The organism is Anaerobiospirillum sp. NML120449, from assembly GCF_023051105.1.
Taxonomy (GTDB): Bacteria; Pseudomonadota; Gammaproteobacteria; order Enterobacterales; family Succinivibrionaceae; genus Anaerobiospirillum.
This window is the reverse complement of sequence record NZ_JALKIL010000003.1, coordinates 68,202-89,656: the sequence shown is the minus strand read 5'-3', so window position 1 is coordinate 89,656 and position 21,455 is coordinate 68,202. Positions and strand designations below refer to the sequence as shown.

At 54.8% G+C, this 21,455-nt stretch carries 6 protein-coding genes; 1 reads left to right on the top strand and 5 read right to left on the bottom strand.

The features are described from left to right. The first annotated feature begins 2 nt into the window (after positions 1 to 2). Positions 3 to 3,167, top strand: coding sequence for a PIN domain-containing protein (locus tag MXE41_RS13185; protein WP_247099143.1), 3,165 nt, complete (start codon positions 3 to 5; stop codon positions 3,165 to 3,167). Positions 3,168 to 3,439: 272 nt separating this feature from the next. Here MXE41_RS13185 and MXE41_RS01760 read toward each other — a convergent pair whose 3' ends face one another. From MXE41_RS01760 to MXE41_RS01740, 5 genes are all read right to left on the bottom strand, one after another. Further along, entirely contained in the window at positions 3,440 to 10,999 is a 7,560-nt protein-coding gene (locus MXE41_RS01760; protein ID WP_247099142.1) for a hypothetical protein, read from the bottom strand. Positions 11,000 to 12,070: 1,071 nt separating this feature from the next. Continuing rightward, positions 12,071 to 13,954 carry a peptidoglycan DD-metalloendopeptidase family protein gene (locus MXE41_RS01755; RefSeq protein ID WP_247099141.1) on the bottom strand — a complete coding sequence of 628 codons (1,884 nt, stop codon included), beginning with the start codon at positions 13,952 to 13,954 and terminating at the stop codon, positions 12,071 to 12,073. A 1,032-nt stretch (positions 13,955 to 14,986) separates the two neighbouring features. Next, positions 14,987 to 15,601 carry a very short patch repair endonuclease gene (locus MXE41_RS01750; protein WP_247099140.1) on the bottom strand — a complete coding sequence of 205 codons (615 nt, stop codon included), beginning with the start codon at positions 15,599 to 15,601 and terminating at the stop codon, positions 14,987 to 14,989. Positions 15,602 to 16,138: 537 nt separating this feature from the next. Next, complete coding sequence (locus tag MXE41_RS01745) at positions 16,139 to 16,435, bottom strand: hypothetical protein (RefSeq protein ID WP_247099139.1); 297 nt, start codon at positions 16,433 to 16,435, stop codon at positions 16,139 to 16,141. 1,258 nt (positions 16,436 to 17,693) lie between these two features. Beyond that, positions 17,694 to 19,058 (bottom strand): DASS family sodium-coupled anion symporter, encoded by a 1,365-nt coding sequence (locus tag MXE41_RS01740; RefSeq protein WP_247099138.1) that lies wholly within the window; start codon positions 19,056 to 19,058, stop codon positions 17,694 to 17,696. Between the last annotated feature and the right edge of the window lie 2,397 nt (positions 19,059 to 21,455).

The window sequence follows — 21,455 nt, the reverse complement described above, 5'->3', positions numbered from 1 at the left end:
ACGTGAGTACTGTAAGTCTTGTCAAGGCTCAGCTTTGCTGTCCGCTCAATCCGTTACGTGTCTCCTATTACTATCGTGAGGTACGTTACGCCACCGTTTTTGATGAGCTGCTCTTAAGCCTGCCACTGCGTCACCATGATCTGGGCAATGCTTCGCTCAGTGCCATATGCGAGGTCTTTAAAATTGAGCCTGTCTTCATTCGCAGCTCTTTGAGCGCCCTGCTCTCTGCCGGCCTGCTGACCATTGACGACAGGGGCACAGCTGCTGCAGGCAGCAGCCGCGCTGCTGGCAGTGCAGCTGCCAGTGAGGCTGGAAGTGGCGGCACTGACGGCAGTGGCGTCAGTGATGATGACGGGCGCCGTGATCTGGAGGCCGGAGAAGGATCTGCTGTTAATGCTGCAGCTCTTGATCTGCAGGCCATTACCGTGGGCAGTCTGAGCATTACCCCTAAGGGCCAGGATTTCTTTAAGGACAAGCTGGTTCCGGGCATGCTTACCCGTGCTGATAATACTTTCTTCTATCATCCGCTTGAGGATGATCTGTGTTCGCACAATGTCACCATGGCGCTGTTGCAGCGTGCTGCTGCTCATGCAGACAGCGTGACCGCCGCCCGTATGGCTCAGTTTGCTCAGCCAGGCTCCGTCGGTGACGGTCTGGCCGTAGTGAACTGGTATGGCCTTGCCCGCGCTCTTTCTTTTAATGACGGTGAAGATGAAGGCCACGGTTCGGGCAGAGACGAGGATGGCGGGAGCAAAAACAGCTCTCTGCCTGCATGGGAGAGTAATGCTGCTTCTTCATGGGCCCGTGGTGAGGCTGCACTTCCTGAAGATGAGGACAGTGCTGAAGATGAGCCTGAGATAATTGCCGATCAGGCCTCTTATGCAGAGCAGGCCCGTACTCTGTTAGATGACAAGGGACAGGAGGCGCTGCGCAATCTGGTAATGCCAGGCGACAGACGTCTTAAGGAACTTGGCCATCACGAACTGCCACATATGGAGTGGTTTACTGACAGTGTCATGCTGGAAAATGACGGCATTAAGTGCAGCGTGCAAAATGATATCAGGGTTGAGCCTCAGATCATGTCTTTCGAGCTTTCACTTGATCAGGACAACAGACTGAGTGTAGTCAGCACCGATCCTGATCTCAGTGCCTGGCTTGAACGCACTGACAGCAGCACTGTATTCAGCCTGATTACCCGTCCACTGATGCAGCGTATGGTGCCGGACGCCATGGTGGCTGTTCCGGCATCATCAAGTGCACGACAGAGCAAAAACATAGCCCGTGATATGGAGAGATTTGAGGCTCTGGCTGCAAGGGTGCGTAAAGGCGGTAAGACAACTCCGGCTGATATCAGCTTCTTTACCCGCAAATATGATCTGAAAACCGCTCAGGTAAAGGATCTCTTCCGTCTGCCAGATCCTGTCGACGGTCTGCGCCAGCTCATTATGGGACATAAAACCTCTGCCCTGTCGCGAGTACTTGCAGGCCGTAAGGCTGTAATCAGTCTGCCGTCTCAAAGCACTCAGATAATGATTGCCCGCAAGAAGGTGACCCCGCGTTCAGCTGAAGTCTGTGAGGGAGAGGAGCGTGCTGTTCCTGCCAGCCTCAGTGAAGTCGAAGCTGCAGCCGGATCGCTGTGTATTGTGATTGACAATACAGTTAAAGAGGCCTGTGTGGACAGCTCTCTGGTAATGCATCTGCCCAACAGTGCCCTGTCTTTGCCTGGCAATGACACTCAGGTGTTTTATACCGGACTTGAAAGCTCTGATTACTGCGCTCTGGTCAGCAGCTCAATACAGGCCATTATGGGCGATGACTGCATCAATCTTCCCATGGTTGAGGCCGTGATCCACAAGGGGCCGTCCTTAAGTTCCATGGCTCCATTTGACCGCCCAGGTCCTGCTGTTGTGGTATGGCTGGCCCAGAGCAGCTCTGTTGATATCAGCTCATGGTTAAAGGGCTGGTCACAGCTTTATCTGGTTGAGCTGCTCAGAGTAATGAAGATCTGCTCAGTTAATGTTACTGATCGATCCTCATGGATTAAGGCAGCCACTCCGGCCAGCACCTGGCATGAGCTGGCCGCCATGCTGGCTTTAAGTGACAGCACTTATGAGCCTGAGGCAGCAGCCGGAAGTGCCCTTAGCCAATTTGAAAGCCGTGTTGCCGAGCAGACTCTCAACGACAGCACCATGCAGAAAACTGTCATTTCCATAAGTCAGGTTGCCAGCTGGCTGGGTCAGGCTCTGTTTGACCTGGCATTCCGTCAGCAAAGCCCGGATCAGGTGCTCAGGAGCACATCAAAGGTCAATAAGGAGAACCTGGACAGGGTCATTGCTCAGGATCGGGCTGAACAGGGCAACCGCCGCCGTTCATCGCTTGAGCTGCCTGGCGGTGCCGGACGTGGCAGTGTGGGCATGATGGACCCTGACAACTCGCTAAGTGCTGTTTATTCAGGTATCAGCACTGATGTCATAACAGCCAATATGCTCGAGCATATTATGCTGCGTCTGCGTATCAGCGAGTTTGAAGAAGTGCAGCGTTACTTCAACATGATCAGCAATGCCTGCGAGGGTGAGCAGCCTGATCCTAAGCTGGTTGGACCTGAACTGTCCCGTGCCATTCTGTCCTGGACTGCTGTGCTTAACACATTCCGTAAGGACTGCAGCGGAATTGACTCAACAGGTCTTAACAGTCTGACCGGCCGCATCAGTACGCTGATGCAAAAGCTCAATGAATACTTTGAGCCTTATCATGCCGGTGAGCGCTTTGCCATTGTCGATACCAATTACCTGATAGACAACAGCGACAGACTTGCTCTGCTCAAGAAGGACTTCACCATTGTGGTTCCTGAGGTGGTGCTGCGTGAGCTTGATCGCAAGAAGTTTGACAGCCGCAACGGCAGTAATGGCGGCAATGCTCAGCTTGGTCATGCCGTGCGTAAGGCCGTGACCGCTCTTGAGGAGCTTGATCTCAAGCGCTCAGCTGTAGCTGCTCCACAAAACTGTCGTGACTATCTAAACTCTTTTGGAAAGGATCGTACCAGTGGCGATGATCTGATACTGGCAACAGCTTTACATTACAAGCTCAATGACATTGTTCTGTACACAGCTGACCGCATTTTAAGCAGCCGTGCTCAGATGCTGGGTATCCCGACCAAATCCTTATAGCACCTGCCGCCCTCAGTCAGTCTGCAACTGCAGCCTGGCCTGTGGGCGGGCATGGCGACCCTCCGGGCCTTGCGATCTGCTTCAGGCCTGGCATCAACAAAAAGACCCGCAAACAGCGGGTCTCTTTTTATCTGTATATATTGAAATATTTAAATTGTCAGGCCAATGTGGCCGTCTGGGCTGAATCTCAGCCTGCGGCTGCCGCTGCAGCAGCTGCCAGTGCAGCTGCAGTGGCAGCAGCTTTGACAGCGGCTTTGACAGCGGCTTTCCTGTTATTTAGGGGAGCGGACCACAATGGTCTGAGGGACGCTGGTGTCCTCCTGGACCTTTTTGAGCTGGTTGCGCAGTGAGTTTTCAGCTGAGCGGGCCAGGTCTTCAGTGGAGCCGGCAATGGCAGTAGGTGCTACAGGCTTGCCCTCATCGGACCTGTCTCTGGAAGGGGCTGACTTTTTATCCTTCTTGGGAGCAGCCACCACCATGGTAGGAGCTACGCTGTCATCTTCCTGCACTTTCTTGAGCTGATTGCGCAGGGAGTTTTCAGCTGAGCGAGCCAGCTCCTCGGTAGAGCCCTCGATAGCAGTAGGAGAGGCCGGTTCCGGACGGGCCGGAGCAGCTGCCTTGTTATCTTTGCGTGGGGCACCGACCACCATGGTAGGTGCGACGCTGGCATCTTCCTGAGCCTTCTTGCGCTGAACGCGCAGGGAGTTTTCAGCTGAGCGCTCCAGAGCGGCTACAGATCCCTCAATAGCGGTAGGAGAGGCCGGCTGTGGGGCATCGTCCTTCTTTTCCTTGCGCTGGGCACCTACCACCATGGTAGGGGCTACGCTGTCATCTTCCTGCACTTTCTTGAGCTGATTGCGCAGGGAGTTTTCAGCTGAGCGGGCCAGTACCTCGGTAGAGCCTTCGATAGCAGTAGGAGAGGCCGGTTCCGGACGGGCCGGAGCTTCTGCCTTGTTCTCCTTGCGCGTGGCTCCTACCACCATGGTAGGAGCGACACTGGCATCTTCCTGAACTTTCTTGCGCTGCACACGCAGAGAGTTTTCCGCAGAGCGGGCCAGGTCAGCTACTGATCCCTCAATAGCTGTTGGTGATGCCGGCTCAGGGCGTGAAGCGGCTGTGGCAGCCTCCGGCTGAGCACCTTTGCGCTTGGAAATCAGAGCATTACCGTCATCAGAGAGGCTGAACTCCTGATCACTGCTGCCAGTCTTGTCCTGAGACTGAACGCGCTGAGCGCGACGCAGGTTGGCATTTGGAGTGCGCAGAATACGTACACCTGGATTTGATGAGGCTACAGTCTCCATTGGCTCCTGAGTGTAGGTGGAATTCTTGAAAGTATCGCTCTTTGGCTCAGCCATAGGCAGAGAGGTGGAGCGTCCTACTACACGGGTGGTGGACGGATTCTGAGCCGGGGCGGCGACGGTACCAATGCTGGTGGCCAGTACCGGCTCGGGCTCCTTCATGGCAGTGCTGGTAGTGGTATAGCCCTGCTCTACAGCATCAGGGTCGATATTCTTGGCTACACCAAAGTTATCAAGGTCAATATAGGTGCCCTTGCGGCGGCTGCCACTGTCGGCTGAGTCGTCGCCATACATGGCACGGCGCAGAGCGGCACGGCGGGCCTGACGCTCGGCATCCTCTTCTGACAGAGGCTCCTGGTCCTGATCCGGGGTCACATCTGTGGCCTCAATAGTCAGGGTTTCAAGGGCATTATCATCACCATGCTGACGGCTCTGATTTATGCGCTCATCGGCATCATCAGAGAAGTCCTCATCAGCATAAAGCAGCTGGGCAATGGCCTCTTCGGTGCCTACGCGGCGCAGACCGTCAAGCTCGCGGCGGGTAGCATCATCAAGAGGCTCCACATCAACAGAGTTGCGCAGCGCAGCCTTGGTCTGCAGTTTGTCAAAGACCAGCACGTTCTGACCGGTGCCAGTGTCTGAACCAAATTCAGGGGCCGGGCTGACCTGCTCCTGTACCTTGGCATCAGCAGCACTCTTCTCCCAGAATCTGTGCTCATTGTGAATCTGGGCAGCATCAACCACCACAGCCTCAGCATCGGCCACAGTTTCAGCCTCAGCCACCACAGTCTCAGCCACCGGCTGGGCAACAGCAGTAACCGGCTCAGCAGCTGCAGCTGCAGCCTGCGCAGCTGCGGCAGCCTCTCTGACAAGGCGTCTGGCCTCACGTGCTGCCTCAGCCTCAGCCATGGCACGGTTAGCTTTCTCCTCAGCAGCGGCTGTGGCAGCAGCTGCAGCGGCGCTTTCTTCGGCGGCCTGCTCACGGGCATTTTCAATAAGCTGATTGAGAGCTGCAATGTCAGGACGATCCTGCGCTGCAGCCTGGCTGGCAGCAGCGTTGCTGGCTGTGCTGTCTGCAGCAGCTGCCTCAACAGCGGCACCAGCGTCCTCACTGGCACTGGCAGTGGCGGCGTCTGAGCTCTGGCTGCGCTGCTCATCTTCGCGGGCCATGGCCTCGGTAATGCGCTTACGGCGCTCCTCAACCTCAGCACGCAGAGCAGCTGCCTCGGCTTCAGCCTCGGCAAAGACTTCCTCAGGATCACGGGTGTTATGAGGGTCTTCGCTAACTACAAAGCGATTGCGGGCCATCATGTTCACGCTGGTATCAATAGCGCGGGTGACATCACTGTCTGATGGCAGACTAAAGGCGTTACCCCCTGCAGCGCTTGCTGCAGCGGCGCCAGCAGCACCGGCTGCACCTGCGGCGCTGGCAGCTGCAGCAGCTGCGGCTGCTGTTTTGGCGGCTGCGGCAGCACCAGCGGCACCACCTTCAGGGCGCTCACTGATTTCAGGGCGCTGGGCGTCCATGCGCTCCTTGAGAGCGGAGGCTTCCATGCCTGAGGCACGGGCAGCAAGGCGCATGGTGATTTCTTCGAGCTTGCGACGGGCCTTTTCAGACTGACCGGCCTTCTGAGACTTGCTTGTGTCCTTACCCTTGCTGTCAGCTTCAGTTCTGGCCGCATCGGCAGATTTGTTGGCCCTGGCATCCTTGTCAGCACGCTTTTCACCGGCCTTGCCAGAGACGCTTGCGGCCCTGGTGCTGGAATTTGAAGCATCTGCACTGTGCTCAGCAGCGACTGCAGCTGAATCAGCTGCAGCAGCGGAGGCAGCAGCCTCAGGCTCAGCCTCAGGCTCAGTCTTAGCCTGTGGGGCAGTGCCGGCGGCAGCAGCTGAATCGGCTGCCTGGGCCACTGTGGTGGCTGGGGCAGCTGCAGCATTATCTGCCATGGCGCCATCCTGAGCAGGCACAGCTGCTGTGGCGGTGCTTTCCTCACCGGCCAGAGGATTGGCGGCAAATTCAGGAGTCTGCTCGGCCAGAGGATTGGTCATACCGTCAGCAAGAGCCGGTGCCACATCGTCATGACGGGCTGGGCGTAAATGTTCGGCAGCTGGAGATGGACGTACCTGCAGCTGGTCGTGGGCCGGTGAGCTGCGGCTTAAGGCAGCTGCACCCTCGGATGTTGCTGTGCCGCTTTCAGGATTACCCAGCACTGACAATGCAAGGCTGGACTGCTCAGCAGCGCCGGCAGCAGCTTCATCGGCTGCAGCGGCGGATGTGGCCGGGGCGTCAACTTCATCAGCTGCGGCTACAGCGGCGTCTGCGGCCGGGGCTGAGGCGCTCTCTGGTGCCTGAGCTTCATTATCCTGAACTGTCTGTGTATAAGACTGTGCAGGGCTGTAAGGGGCTGCAGGTATGCCTGTGGCGGCCTCGAGGAAGGCTGCATCATAAGCGGCGGCAGCACCTGGCCTGTCATGTGCCTTGTGCTCGGCAGCCATGGAGTCAGGGCTGTCTCTGGTATCACGGCTGTCGCTGGTCTCAGGGGCATCCTGGGCTTCAATGGCATCAGCCTGTGGCTGGTAGTCAGCGGACAGGGCAGGTTCTGAGCTCAGCTGTGAGCCGGATTCATCGCGCAGATGCAGGCTGGCGGCGTCACTGGCATCATTGTCAGCAGTGCGGTCATTGTCCTGTGCAGGTGGCTCTCCTGACTGGGCGCTTTGACCAGAGGAAATGATTGCAGCCTCACCTTCAGGGGTGAGCAGGCTGCCCATCTGGTCGCGGTCAATGTCAGTGGCGTAGACACCGTTGTTGAGCGGTAAATCGTTGTGCTGATAAGAACTTGGCTCATCAATGGAGGCAAGAGTGTTGGAATTGATCTTCTCGTTAATGGAGGAAGCCAGCATGCTGGCAACCTGCTCAGAGCTGACCTCATTGCCCATTACATCAGAATCGGCTGCAGAGTCAGCTGCCTGTGCAGCAGCATCGGCCTTGTCCTCAGCCTCGGCGTCAGCTGCGTCAGCAGCTGCTGCATCGGCATCGGCGTCCGGGGCGGCTGCGTCAGCTGCGGCGGCCTCAGGCTGGGCTTCGTCGGCCTGAGGCTGGATTTCATCGGCCACACCAATGTCCATGGCAGGCTGAGCATCATTGTCGGCCTGCTGGTCGTCTGACTGGGCGGTACTGTCTGCCGGGGCCGGCTCGCTATCGGTGATGACAGTGGCCACGTCGGCAGGCTGGGTGTAGGCAGTCTGAGCCTCTGCAGACTGGGCGTCTGCAGGAGCCTGGGATGCAGCTGCAGCGTCAGCTGCAGGGGCAGTCTCCGGGGCCTGGGCTGCGGCCTGGAAGGCATCGGACATGGAGGCGGTGGCAGCCTGCATGCTGTCATTCAGGTCGGACTGGCTGCCGGTCTGGTCAGCCTTGCCGGCCTGAGTGGCGGCATCATCGGAAAGATTGAGGGCGTTGTCGGCAATAGCAGCAATGCGCTCAGCTTCAGCTGTAGTAGCGGCAGTGCCTGAGGTAAGGCCGGTGCCCTGAGCGGCTGCACCTGTGATGGCATCGCCTGACTGGTTGTCAGATCCGCGTCCCAGACGCAGGCTCTTAAAGAAAGAGGAAACGAGTTTTAAGGCTCCCTTGCCCTCTTCAACAGGGGCAGCGGCAGCAGGCTGGCTCAGCTCTGGCAGCGGCTCGGCACCATCAGAGCTCATGACTGTGCCCTGAGCATCCTGACTGTCCCTGTCAGCTGTGCTGCCTGCCGGGGTAATATCAAGCTCAGAGCTCTGGGAGCTCAGATCTACCGGGGCAGCATTGTCATCAAGGCTGATGACGGTGCCGGTGGCGCCGGTGGAGGCGGCGTCAGGCAGACCTGGCTGAACAGACTGGTCTTGCAGGCCAGGCTGACCAGACTGGCCTTGCTGGCCTGAAAGGCCGGACGGGGCGGTCTGGGATGCCTGAGCTTCCCATGGCATGACCTCGCCTTCAGGAGCCTGGCTTACAGGAGCAAGGCCCGGGCTGGCAGGCTCGCCATCTGACTGTCTGGACTGGTCACGATTAAAGAGCTTTTTGATGCCCGAAAGAGGATCTCGCTCGTCAGCGGCCATGACCTCAACCTGGGTAGGCTTGAGCAGGTCTGCAAGTTCCTGACGGGAGCGCTCATCATCAGACATGGCGCCAGCTGAAGCACTGCTGGTGGAGCCGTCGGCTGATTTTTCGTTGATGCTGCGGGCAATGGCATCCTGGATGTCACTGCTGCGGGCCAGCTCACGCTGCTCCTTTGCCTGGGCAGCTTCCTGATCTTTGCGGGAGCTTTCGCTGTCTTCAAGATTCTGTATGGTCAGCGCATCAATGGCTGACTGTGAGTCATCACCCTGACCGGCGGTAGATACGGAAATAGGGCGGGCTGAAAGCGGCTCTTCACTGGCACGTGCAGCAGCCTCGGCAGCAGTACGACTGGAGCGGGCAGCAGCAGCGGCCTCAGCCTGAGCGGCATTGGCAGCTTCAGCTGTGGTATAGCCATAGCCTGAATCAATATTGTTGCCCTCCTGACCCTCAGGGCGTGGACGGGCCGGACCGCTCAGGCGCTGAGCAAGGCGCAGCTCGGCTCCTGGCAGAGGTGAACCGTCAGGCTTGAGGAAGGCAGAAAGGGACTGTGGCTCGAGAGTGCCACGGGCAATCTGGGTATAAAAAGAGCCGTCCTCGTTGTGCTCCTGGCGAATTTCCTGAACCTGGCTTACAGTCTCACTGGACAGAGCCTCGGCGCGCTCGCTCAGCTGCTCAAGAGTGAGGGTAAGACGATCAGGACCATCAGGATCCATGTTGTTAACTGAAGTACCTTCACTGACAGCGGCGGCAGCAGGGCCAGCCAGGGCAGCAAAGGCACCTTCGGCACTGGCCGGAGTTACATAGCCAAGGCTGGCTTCTGGACTGGCGGTAACGGCCTCAACAATGTTGACAATCAGAGATGGCAGATACTCGAACATGCGCTTGTCGACATGCTCGGTAAGCAGGCTCAGGTGATCGCCCTTAATACCAAGAGTAATGGCAGGTACATTCAGGCCGTGAAGATTTTCAATGCCTACAGGGCACTCTCTTGCCAGAGTGGTCAGTGAGGAGTTCAAATTGACCGGACGGAGCAGACAGGCCTCACCAGGGGCATAGTGCATGGCCAGGGTAGGGGTAATCTTGCTTACGGAGGCAAAGCGGCTGATAAGGCCGTCAAGCATCATAAAGAGCTCGCGATCCTGGCTTAAGCTGGCACTCAGACCCTGAGGAGGCAGGAAGTTGTCAGTAAAGTAAACCACTACTGACGGGCGTGGCAGCTTGGCCAGCTCGTTGAGGCGCTCAATAATGGTAATACTGGCCTGATGCAGTGACAGACCCTCAGAGCGGCACTTCTGCACCATGCCCTGCAGAGCCTTCTGCAGATTGCCATTGAAGTTATGACTGGCGCGCTCGAGCAGATCCGAGAATGAGACAACCTCGGCATCCTGTGACATTGGTACGAATACTTCGCCATTGAGCTCAGCATAGGCAGACTCACGCTGATCTACCAGTTCGGCAGCGTGTTCAATGGCTGCAGCAGCGGCTTTTTTAAGCAGCGCGAGCAGATCACCAAGGTCAACATTGACTATAGGCAGGGAGAAAGATACCTGCATGCCGTCAGGGCTGTAATCCTTGCCAAATTCCTTGACGCGCAGACTGTCAAAGGTAGGGACCAGCGGGGTATTGTTGAGTGCACGGATGATGTCAGGATTGAGCTCAAGCTGACGGATCAGCTCAGAGGCAATAATGGATGCTGAGAAACCGGAGAATGGGCGGAAAGCGGATGTGGAGTTTCCGATAATGTAGAACGATGGCTCGACCTTGCCATAGTTGCCGGTGTAGATATGCAGATCCCTGTCATTGCGATGCAGAGGGAAGTTAGGGCGGGCATTGATGGCCAGCTTGAGATGCAGGCGCTCGCGCTCGGTCAGCTCCTCAAGATAAGGGATGCACTTCTTGATGCCGCGATGCGAAATGGCACTTTCAGAAGTACAGATAAAGAGGACGTTGACATTGAGGCGTACCTGATTGTCAGAAAGCTCCTTGAGAGCCACCAGCATGGAGCCGGTAGCGCACTTGGACTGCAGGACACCAAGGCCAAAGAGCAGCTCATCGTTTTCAATACCGGCACGGATGACAGGATCGGTAATGTCATCCATGGTGCTCAGACGGTTGCGCAGCTCATCACAGTTGGTGGAAAAACCCTTGAGGGCACCATAGTGATAAGGAGAGCTGGTGTCGGTGTCGCACAGCAGCACGATGGTATCGTCAACCGTATCCATGGCCCTGACCAGGGCTACAACTGAGCTCTTGCCTGATTCTCCATGGGAGATCAGGGTCAGATTTTCACTGTTCTTTTTGAAATAGGGAAATTCGCTCAGTCCATCATAGATGGCCTTGCAGATCAGGGCAGGGCCCTTGGCATGGGCCACAGATGGAATGGAAACCAGCCACCTGGTCAGGGTAGCAGCTTCTTTGGAAAGGTTAGTATTGGACAGCATCGCGATATCTACAGCGGGAAATACTCCCCGCCCTTAGGTAAAAAAGTCATCCTGTGCAACGACAGCTTCAGCTCTGAGCATGCTGTGCAGCCCCTGACGACCCTGCCAGGGCCCGGGCCTGCACCATCTGCCGGGCAGCCTGCATGCCCCTGAAGTCCGCTGCGCCGGAAATCAGGACAGATGCCTTTTAAAGAGGACTGAGCCTCAGGCTGCATACAGGTCCCAGTCTCAACTGCCATCAGGATCGTCACCCTGAGCAGCGAGCATGGTCAGACTGATACTGGTTGTTATGCCTGTCAGCAGATACTGTCCTGCAAGACAGTTCCTGCCGCCACATGAGGCATATTCAGAAAAATAAACCGGTGATTAACAGATTATATTGGACAGCGTACATCCGGCAAGAGATGAAACAGCAGTGGCATACTGATGCCGGCAGTACGGCATATCCGTGAAGGCAATCTTTTCTGCTCTCAGGCCGGCCGGAACACCTGGGCCGGCATGCCCGGCGCCGATATGTCCGACACCGGGCACGGCATGCCCGGCGCCGATATGTCCGACACCGGGCACTGCATGCCCGGCTCCGGCCACGGTATGCCTGGCGCCGGCAACGGTACTCCGGCGCGGGCAGAGCCCGGGCGCTGGTAACTGCCGGGTGCCAGGTGTGATATCAGCTGCATAACGCCTTATGTTGTGCAGAGAGCTCAACCTGACAGAGCCGCCAGGCCTGCCTTAATAAAATCCATGACCCTGACCGGGTCGGATCAAGCTATTATAGCCATAACCACGCCCGGTCCCAATACTTCCAGCTTGCAGGTGCGCGCCCGGTACCTTCTTTTTGGCATGCCCGGGCCATAACCAGCCCCCAAAATGACCTGACCTGGCATGCCACAGGTATGGTCCTGACAGGTCAGACGCACATGGACTGCCCTGTCGTAAGCGGCGGCCGGGGCGGCTGCAGCTCCTGCCGGAGCGGCTGGAGCGTAGGTTGCAGGGGCGGTGGCTGTAGTGGGCTGCATACAAATCAGGCCGCCCGTGGGGCGGCCTGATTGAGTGAACTGAGTCCGCCTGCTCTTATCTTGTGGCAGCCAGACGGTCGTTGTTCATGTCGGCACGCAGAATCTTTACGTTATTGGCAAAGGCCTCACGCTGCTCACGGGCCAGATTTGGATGATTGGAGCTTGGCAGCTCAATCTTGAGCGGGTTTACCGGACGGTCGTTAATACGGATCTCATAGTGCAGGTGCGGACCTGTGGTACGGCCGGTATTGCCTGATCGGGCAATGAGCTGACCTACAATAACCTTCTGACCGCGCTTGACCTCAGTTTTGGACAGGTGCATGTATACGGTGGAGAAGTTATTGGCGTGGCTGACAATCACGTAGTAACCGGCAGCACGCTGATAGCCTGAGAAGGTAACCATACCATCGGCAGGGGCATATACAGGGGTACCGACACTGGCCTTAAAGTCCACGCCATTATGAGGACTTACACGACGGGTCACAGGGTGACGGCGTGAAGGGTTAAAGTGTGATGTAACCTTGATGTCTCCGGCCAGAGGGAAGCGACGGAAGATACCTGCAGTAGGAGTAAATTCGTTTTCGCCGTAGAAATTGTTGTCCTCAGGATTGATAAAGGACTCGAAATTGCCACGGTGGGTCTCAAAACGTACGGCATAAAGGGTAGCGTTGGTACCGATGCCGCTGAAGAGCACACGGAACTTGTCGCCCTGCTTTAAGGTACGGACATTGATCTTCTGCTTGAAGATATTTTCGATATTACGTATGTCAGCAGGGGTAAGACCGGCACGGCGACCTGCGGTGGCAAAGCTTTCACCCTTTTTGACTTCGGCAATGAGCAGACGAGGACGCTTGAGGTTGACGTTGTTGGCGCGATCGCGGGCTTCCTGCTCAGCACGGGCCTTTGCAAGAGCAGCCTCGCGAATGGCACGCTGCTTTGCGGCCTCAACGGCAAGAGGCATGGTCTCAGCCTGAGGAATGGATGCCAGCAGTTTCTGATCGTCAACATGATCATTGAGGTTTTCATAAACCACTCTGAAGTCATCTGTGGCGGCCATGCGGGTAAAGCGTACCTGCTCGGTTTTGTTAAGCGGCTTGACCATTTCCATGACCACATTTTCCTTGTCGATAAGGAAATAAATAGGGTCTCCCACCTTAAGACGCAGGTCTTTGTTACCGGCTACCTTGGTAATACGGTTTAAGGTGGCATATGGCAGGTCAAGGAAGGTAAAGATGTCAGAGAGGGTATCGCCCCTGCGGATAGTCTGCTGATACCAGCTGCCCTCAGGACGGACCTCAGGGACATTGCCCATGGTCTCATCAGCTCCTTCGGCAGCACCAGGAGTGGTAATATCTGTTGAAGCCAGCTGATCGCCTGCAGTCTCTTCAGTAGCTGGCTGATCAGCAGCGCCTGGAGTAATGGTTACACCAGGGGCAGGAGTTTCGGCCTGAGCGGTCAGGTCGCCGCCAGTTGCCTCTTTGGTGCCGTCAGCCCAGGTGCCCTCTACAGGCGGAGCTGCCGGAGGTACTTCTGTTTCTGCGACAAAGATTTCGTCATCTTCAGGGATGTCAGTACCGGTCAGAGCAGTTCCCTGAGTGCCGGTAAGCTGATCGGCTGCATCGTTCTTGAAGTACTGGCTCGGGATGTCGTAATCGTCGTAGTTTTCGTTGTGCATGCCGGTAATTTCATTACTGGCGGCAAGCTCGTCAGCGGTCTGATCGCTTTTGAGATATTCGCGGCTGTCTGCAGTAAGGGCAGGAGTTCCCTCATCGCTGAAACGCTCCCATGTTGATGGCATAGGAAGCACGATTACGGCACACAGGGCGACGGTAATGACGACACTGGCAATGTGTTTGCGCGGCAAAATATAAGGGGCAATATTGTCACTGGCAATAAAGTCCTCATGCATCATGCGGTTAGTTACTTTGATATTTAACATGACTTACAAACACAGATTAACAGTAGTGAACTTACAGATGAGCAGCAGCTGCATCAGCAGGGCTGGTGCATACTCTGCCCGGTGCGATTACCTTTTATAACAGTCGCCGGGACTGCAGATCCCGGGGACAGGCTGGATAAGTCTGTGCGGCCTTCTCCTGGGGGCGCAGCAGACCATTGTGGGGGCTCAGATCAGCCTGGCCATACCTTGCAGAGCATTGCCTTGCCTGGCAGGGCAATGCCTGCAGGCAATACCAGCAATTTGCCCGGCGGCCCTGACTGCAGGACCTGCAATGCATCTGAGGCTGTGCAGATAACCACGTGCAGCTACAATGGCATGCCTTTCGGGCTTTGAGCGCAATGCTCAGCACACGGGCACGCCCTGACCTTAACCATAAAGGCTGGGGTAAATAATGACTGCAGCGGAAACAGGCTCACTGATTCTGGAGCTGGTGATTCTTGTCCCGGTGGCGCAAGGCCATTGGGGTGGATAATTCAGTGTCCGGTACGAGGCGTACGGAGCGGCTGATACTGTCAGTCAGAGCGCGGCAGGCCTGTCTGAACAGCAAACGTTTTCAGCACGCTTGTCAGGATATGAAAGCTTGTACCCCGATGACAAAAATGCTGTACACAAAATTCAGCCAAAAATACTCGGGTGGGGTACGGATATGACGGTATTAAGCCGTCGGTTGTGTTTCCCTAGCTCATACAGATGATACAACATAAGCCGGGACTGTATTCCCGGTCTTTTTGTGAAAAAGTATCCTGCTGTGGCACGGAGGCACAAGTATAAAAGTATAGCAACTTGAGCGAATTATAAAAGGCAAAATTTACACTTTATGTACATTTTTTGCCGTATCAGCTTCATTTTTCATTCAGGATATTAATAAGCCTGTCATTCCTGAGCTGCCTCAGTCCTTTAACTGCAGTGACGACCTGCAGACAGGTCCGCCCCAAAACAGGGACTGATCATATGTATGGCATTATCCATGCCGGATCTGAAAATGCGATGAACATGCGGAAAAATCAGCCATTATAGTTCCAGCATTGCAGCACAATCAGGTCCCGCCTCACCGCCCCGTGGCTGTCCCCTGTTCCGGCCCGGGCAGCGCTCAGTCACTTTACTTGCAGCACTGTCGCCTTTTCGTCCCATGCTGTCAGCTTCACTGACCCGGCTGTGACCATGGAGGTTCTGCCCGTCACTTTTACTGCTGTCACAGTCACCTTTGAGAAAAGTCATCATGCTGTCGAGCAGTTTACGTTCAAGCTCCTCAGAGCGCATGGCCTTTTTGATGGTGCACTCCCAGATAATAAGACAGCGTATGCCCCTTTCTTTGAGCTGCACTCTGACCTCACGGTCGCGGGCCACATTGCGGTCAAATTTAGCCTGCCAGAACTCAACCCTTGATTTGGGCATATATGCCTGGGAGCAGCCTTGATGGCGGTGCCAGAAGCAGCCGTGCACAAAGACAGCGGTATTAAAGCGTCGGCTGTACAGGTCAGGGTGACCGGGAATCTTGCCCGGAGCTATGGAGTAGCGCACCCCGGCACCATGGAGCAGCTTTCTTATGTAAAGTTCAGGCCTGGTATTTTTCGACCTGATGGCCTGCATATTAGCCCGCCTTTTCTCAGCACTGACTATATCCATACGCCCTCCTTACAGACAAAAAAAACAGACAGCAGTCCCGCCGCGCCGGCTCCCGGCCATTCACAACGCCCATCACCTGCTCCCGGCCATTCACAACGCCCATCACCTGCTCCCGGCAAGCCCAGTGCACGCAAACCAACCCGCTGCCCCCCAGGACAGACCAGGAAATTACAGGTCGCCATTGAGCACCGGTCACCCGTCATGCAAGGACTGACGTGCCCTTTGCGCCAGTATCATTTTGTCGCCCCCATGTATCAGCCGTACCGGCACTCATTGCTCCAGACGCAGAACTGTGCAAACGTTGTCTATACCGCTGGACCAGGCATGCCAGCTCTCAGCTGCATCATGGCACAGCTGCAGGCAGCTTTCAGCTGCATCATGGCACGGTTGCAGGCAGCGCTCAGCTGAGCCAGGTCGACCTGACAGCATGGCAGTGCCAGGCTTGCCAGAGAGGGGCGGACCAAAGACAGAGTGCACAGGCAGCCTGCAGCCTGCGGCGCAGCCTGTTGCCTGCAGGGACTGGTGCGGCTGGGCTGGCTAGAGCAGGTGTTCAGGCAGGGCGAAGATAAAAAGGCCGGCAATTATGATGGTGCACACGATTGCAACAGTAACGGCATAGCCCTGAACAGTGACCGGATAGCCAAGGGACAGCCAGTTACCAATAGCCCCGCGCATATGAATGATAGTGCTGGGAGTGCGGGCAAACCACTGGTCTCTGCGACCGGCAAAGGCAAAACGGAATGCAGCGGCTATTATCAGAGCCGCAATAATAAATATGCCCAGACGGGCAGGTGTTACCTGAAAGGTAAAGGATGCTATTTCAAAGGTATGCATGATTGATGGTACTGGCTGAGGTTATTACAGTTCAAGTTTAATGCACCTGAACACAAAATCGCACCCTGCGATCACTTTTGAGCAGAAAGGAGGCGCAGGTAAAGACACGTCATAAAGCATGAAGTGGTGCATATATAAGGACTATGACCTGAGTCTGAACATCGGCATCTTATTACATGCGTGTACCATGACGCGTCACAAAGCCGGAAATGGTGCATATGAACGGCATAAAGCTACGACTGTATATGGGACACAGTATATGACCACAACCTGGCCTGAGCAGGCAATAAGAGCACAGGGGGGCTTTCACAGATGCTCTTTAGCGGCTTCAGGCCAATACTTAGAGCATGCCTCAGCAAATATCTGCTCACTGCTTGACCTGACCTGTCCCCTTTAATGGCAGGGGATAGTCCAGTACCATGAGAGAGCTCCTTGCAGGTCGCAGCCTGTTGACAGCATTTGCTGCAGTCGATAGTGCTGCAGTCAGCTTCTTTACCTGCATGTGCCTGCAGCCTGATACCCCTGACCATGGCACATGATGGTAAATGGCAGAGGTGTTGACTTATGTTCCTGGCTTCACGTTATCAGCATGGCAAACAGTGCACACATTACGTATCTGCCGGTTATCAGAATCTGCGGCTGGAGCAGACTGCCCAGTCTGATCAGCTCAATGCTTTAAGACAGTACAGTTGTGTCAGGTATTATTGCACTATTGTCTATTTTAGAAATTGTCTATTACTTATTATCCTTGCCGGGTTGAAGTATACATTGAGTGCTCTGAGCATGGATGGCAGCGCTGTTTTGGCAGCCATCTTTTGGCTTGTTCCGTGTGGACCGTGTGGTCGCCGGGATTGCTCAGCGTATGGCGGCAGCCTGGGCGGCGTGAGGCCTGTGTAAGGTTGGGCTGCTTGAATCTGGTGGCATCCAGGGCGGCGTGAGGCCTTTGTGAGGTCGGGATTCGTTAGTGCGCTTTTTATGTTGAGGCGTGGATTTACGGTGGTGGTGGTGGAGGCAGGGATGGTTGGGATGTGGTGGGTTGAGGAGCCCGGCTGTCGGGCAAAACAAAGGGGAGCACTCAGGCTCCCCCTTTTATTAAATCAGATTATTTCCCGGGCCAGGTGGTGCTCGCAGCTGCAATGCTCTTTTGAGTCATGCGGCTGCTGCTGCCGGCTGTGGCCTCCCGGACCAGGAGCCGGGCCTGAAAGTCACGGAGCATATTGAGCTCTTTTTGTGACCAGACCCGACGCTAAGGACTCTGTTACAGGAAGAAGAAGTAGGCACCGACGGCGATAACGATTGAACATACTATGTTCAGAACGAGACCGACGCGGACCATGTCCTGCTGCTTGACATAACCGGTACCGAACACGATGGCGTTTGGTGGGGTAGCAACTGGCAGCATGAAGGCACAGGATGCGCCCAGACCGATGATCAGAGACAGACCTAATGGAGGGGCACCAATGCTCTCGGCGATAGTGATGAACAGTGGTACCAGCAGAGCTGCTGATGCGGTGTTGGAGGTAAACTCGGTTAAGAACACGATGAAGAAGGATACTAACAGACCGATGACGAAGTAGTGCTGACCCTGAACCAGGAACACGATACCGTCAGCCATGATCTTGGAAGCGCCGGAGTCCTTGAGCACGGCAGATAAGGTAATACCGCCGCCGAAGAGCATCAGAACGCCCCAGTCAGTGTTTTCCTGAACTTCCTTCCATGAGATAAGCTTGAGAACAACTACGACAATGGCAGCTGCAATAGCAATTACGGAGTCGAAAGAGGCAATCTTCTCAGCAAGGCCGAAGAGTCCGGAAAGGAACGGATTGATCTGAGCGGAGAAAATCCAGCACAGAGCAACAATTACGAATACAGCCAGAGTCAGGTAGCGCTGACCGTTGAACTCAACCTTATCGTCCTTGAAGTCAACTTCGATCTTCAGATTAGGACGGAATACGAAGTACAGACATAGCAGCATGAGTGGCATGAGGACCAGCATGAATGGGAAGCCGATGACAAACCAGTCAGCAAAGGTCATGTCCATGTTGGAAGCAACGATGGCGTTTGGAGGAGAGCCTACCAGGGTACCCATACCACCGATAGAGGCGGAGTAGGCAATACCGAGCATTACGAAAGTGAAGACGCTCTTGTTTTCCTGAGGATCAACCTTGGAGAGGATACCAAGTGCAAGTGGAAGCATCATGGCAGCGGTAGCAGTATTACTCATCCACATGGAGAGGAATGCTGTTACGGTGAACAGGAAGACAACGGACATCAGGAAGTTGCCGCGGGCCATGGCCAGGATTCGCTGAGCGATAATACGGTCGATCTTCTGATAGTGCATGGCTGCTGCCAGAGCAAAACCACCGAAGAACAGGTAGATATTAGGGTCAGAGAAGCCGTTGAGTGCCTTGTTGGTAGTTACAAGACCCATCATGGCGGCAAGAATTGGGATGGAAATGGCGGTGATAGTAACGTGAACTGCTTCAGTCAGCCACAGGATACCAACGAAGAGTAACAGGGCCAGACCCTTGTTCTCAAGTGGCTCGAATGGCAGGAAGTTCAAAAGCAGGAAAAACAGTACTATATCGCCCACAACAATCAGCGATTTCGCTTTCGGGGACATAAGTTTAAGCTCCTTTTTACTAACTCGACGGCTCTCGTAACTGGAGTGGGATTCAGGCCCCTCATACAAACAGGCTGATATCAGCTGCTCATATCCTGAAAGTTCATGGACAATTCCCACAGGAACGGACTTTAAAGACGCATACCTGCAGAGGCAGACAGCGCATGTCATGAAATCAGGTGGTTGTTACAGCACAGGGCAGTCAGCTCATCAGACCTGTAACCGGCTTATGGAACCAGCCGGATGTGCAGCTGGCGCTGCAGGTACTGAAAATCGGTCTGTAATACTGTCTTTTTGCCTGTGAAACAAGGGTATAAGGGGAAAGTTCAGTTATAAGGCTGCAGGCTTCAGGCCTGTCAGTTAATGCTTTTTGCAGGCTGCTAACCTTGCCTGCAAAGTCTTTGCTCGCCAGGGCTTTACGCCGGCCTGTGAGCTCTCCATGTCTGTTGATTTCACCATTTTGTAGAGCTTTAACGCTGCATTCGCGCAGCCTGATTCGCAAGTCGCACAGCTTACTGCTCAATGGTGACAAACAGAACCTTACGTTAATGTTCTTCCCGGCTGATGTAATCACTGCACTGAGGGGCTGTCCTTAAAGCACCATCCCAGTTGCCTTTTGTGTGATGTCCTTAATGATGTCAGTCCGCTTGTATGAAGAACCTGAACTCATTCTTAAGCACGAGGGCTTGTATACAAAATAATCAAAAACAAAATTGGAGCAAGTGCACTTTTGACAAAATTTGAGTTTCGTCCGTCAGTGAAATTAAATTTTTAGCGGGAGTTCACAAAATTGAAGTGAAATTTACCATCCTGGACATGTTTGTTGCAAAAACGTATCAAATAAGCCGTTTTTGAAGGCGCCCAGGCCATACCAAAAGTCCTGGCAACTTGCATACAAGATAGATAAATAAGCCCCTTTACTATTGCATGGTCACTGCAAAAGTCCTGATAATTTTCTCACTTGACAATATACAAAGCCCTTAGCGATGTGATCTGAATCATGAATATGTTCAAAAACGGTGCGATTTTTATCCGTGCGTACGCAAGAAAATTAACAGAATACGATAAACAGGCTTTTCCCGGGAAGGTTTTCACAGGAGCGTCCAAAAGTACTGGGATAATATGACATTGTTGTAACTACATAATTTTGACCTTGCTTCTGCTCATCGGGCCTGAATCAGTGGGCATGATTTCCCGGGAGTGCACAGCCGGAAAATGACAAAATCAGAGGCGTCAGGGCTGTATTGCATGAACAGTTTAACCTTGCCTGATAAGGCCTGAAAACAGCATTTTTATGCCGACTTTTATCTGAAACACCGGCATGCCAGTGTACGGCAAAGTGACGCGCCGTCCTTATCCTGGACGCAACTTGGATCCAGGCATGTTTGACATTGTGTCCTGCTGCTGTTCCATACAAATTGTGTGTTTTTGTCAGTGAATTTTGCGCAGTGAAAACAGACCCTTTACCGGGAACAGCAAGGTGCTCCCATGAGAGCGCACAGTATTTCCTCGTAGGGGCTGCCGACAGCACAGACACTGCTCATCTGCATTGCAGTGGCTGGCGGTCATATTAAGCACTTATGCAGATAAGGGGCACGGCGGCCAGGGGCGGCTTATGCGACTTTGAGATGGCCGAGCAGAGGACAGGCTTACAGTTTTGTCAGTCAGTACAGGCATAGCTTACATTCATGACATAAAGTCCTGGAGTGCGCGGTGCTACGCCGGGGCTTCGAGCTAAGGAAAGCAGGCCGGCACGGGCCGGGCATCAGTGCTGGAACAGCGTGCTTACACAGTATGGGGGGGCAGCGCAGCGAAAGAGAGCTCACATGTAATGGGCATCAGTGCTGGGACAACAGGCTTATAGAGGATGGGCTTCAGCACTGGGAAGTCAGGGCATAAGTGATGGTCACAAGCCCGGGACAGATGGTCTGCAGGGTATGGGGCAATGCCTGGACTGTGTTCTTGCTCGGGAGGTGCGTAAGCCTTGGGAAAGAGCGCTGATACAGGGATGGTCAGTTCCGGGAAAGGTGTGTCTGTTGAAACTGCGGGCTAAGAGGGATCTGTGCAGACAGTCAGGTGACAGGCGGGGCTGGGGAGGTCAACCTGCAGGGTAACATGATGCAGGCTGTTTTGTATATTTGTGGGTAATGCGTGTTTTGCTTATATCCGCTGGCAAAGTGCATGTCCGCAGGCATGGTAAGTTGGCTGCAGGTAGCACTGGTACAGCGATTCACATGGATACAAGTTTGCATCAGTTTGTGATCCAAATCCTCGACCTGGATTAAGTGCTGTTCTAATATGGGGCGCAGGCATCCCTTCAGGGAGTGCCCGCCTGTCTTTTCAAGTTGTGGCTGGAAAGATGGCGGCTGCCAGAAGCCGTTAATTATGAGGATACTT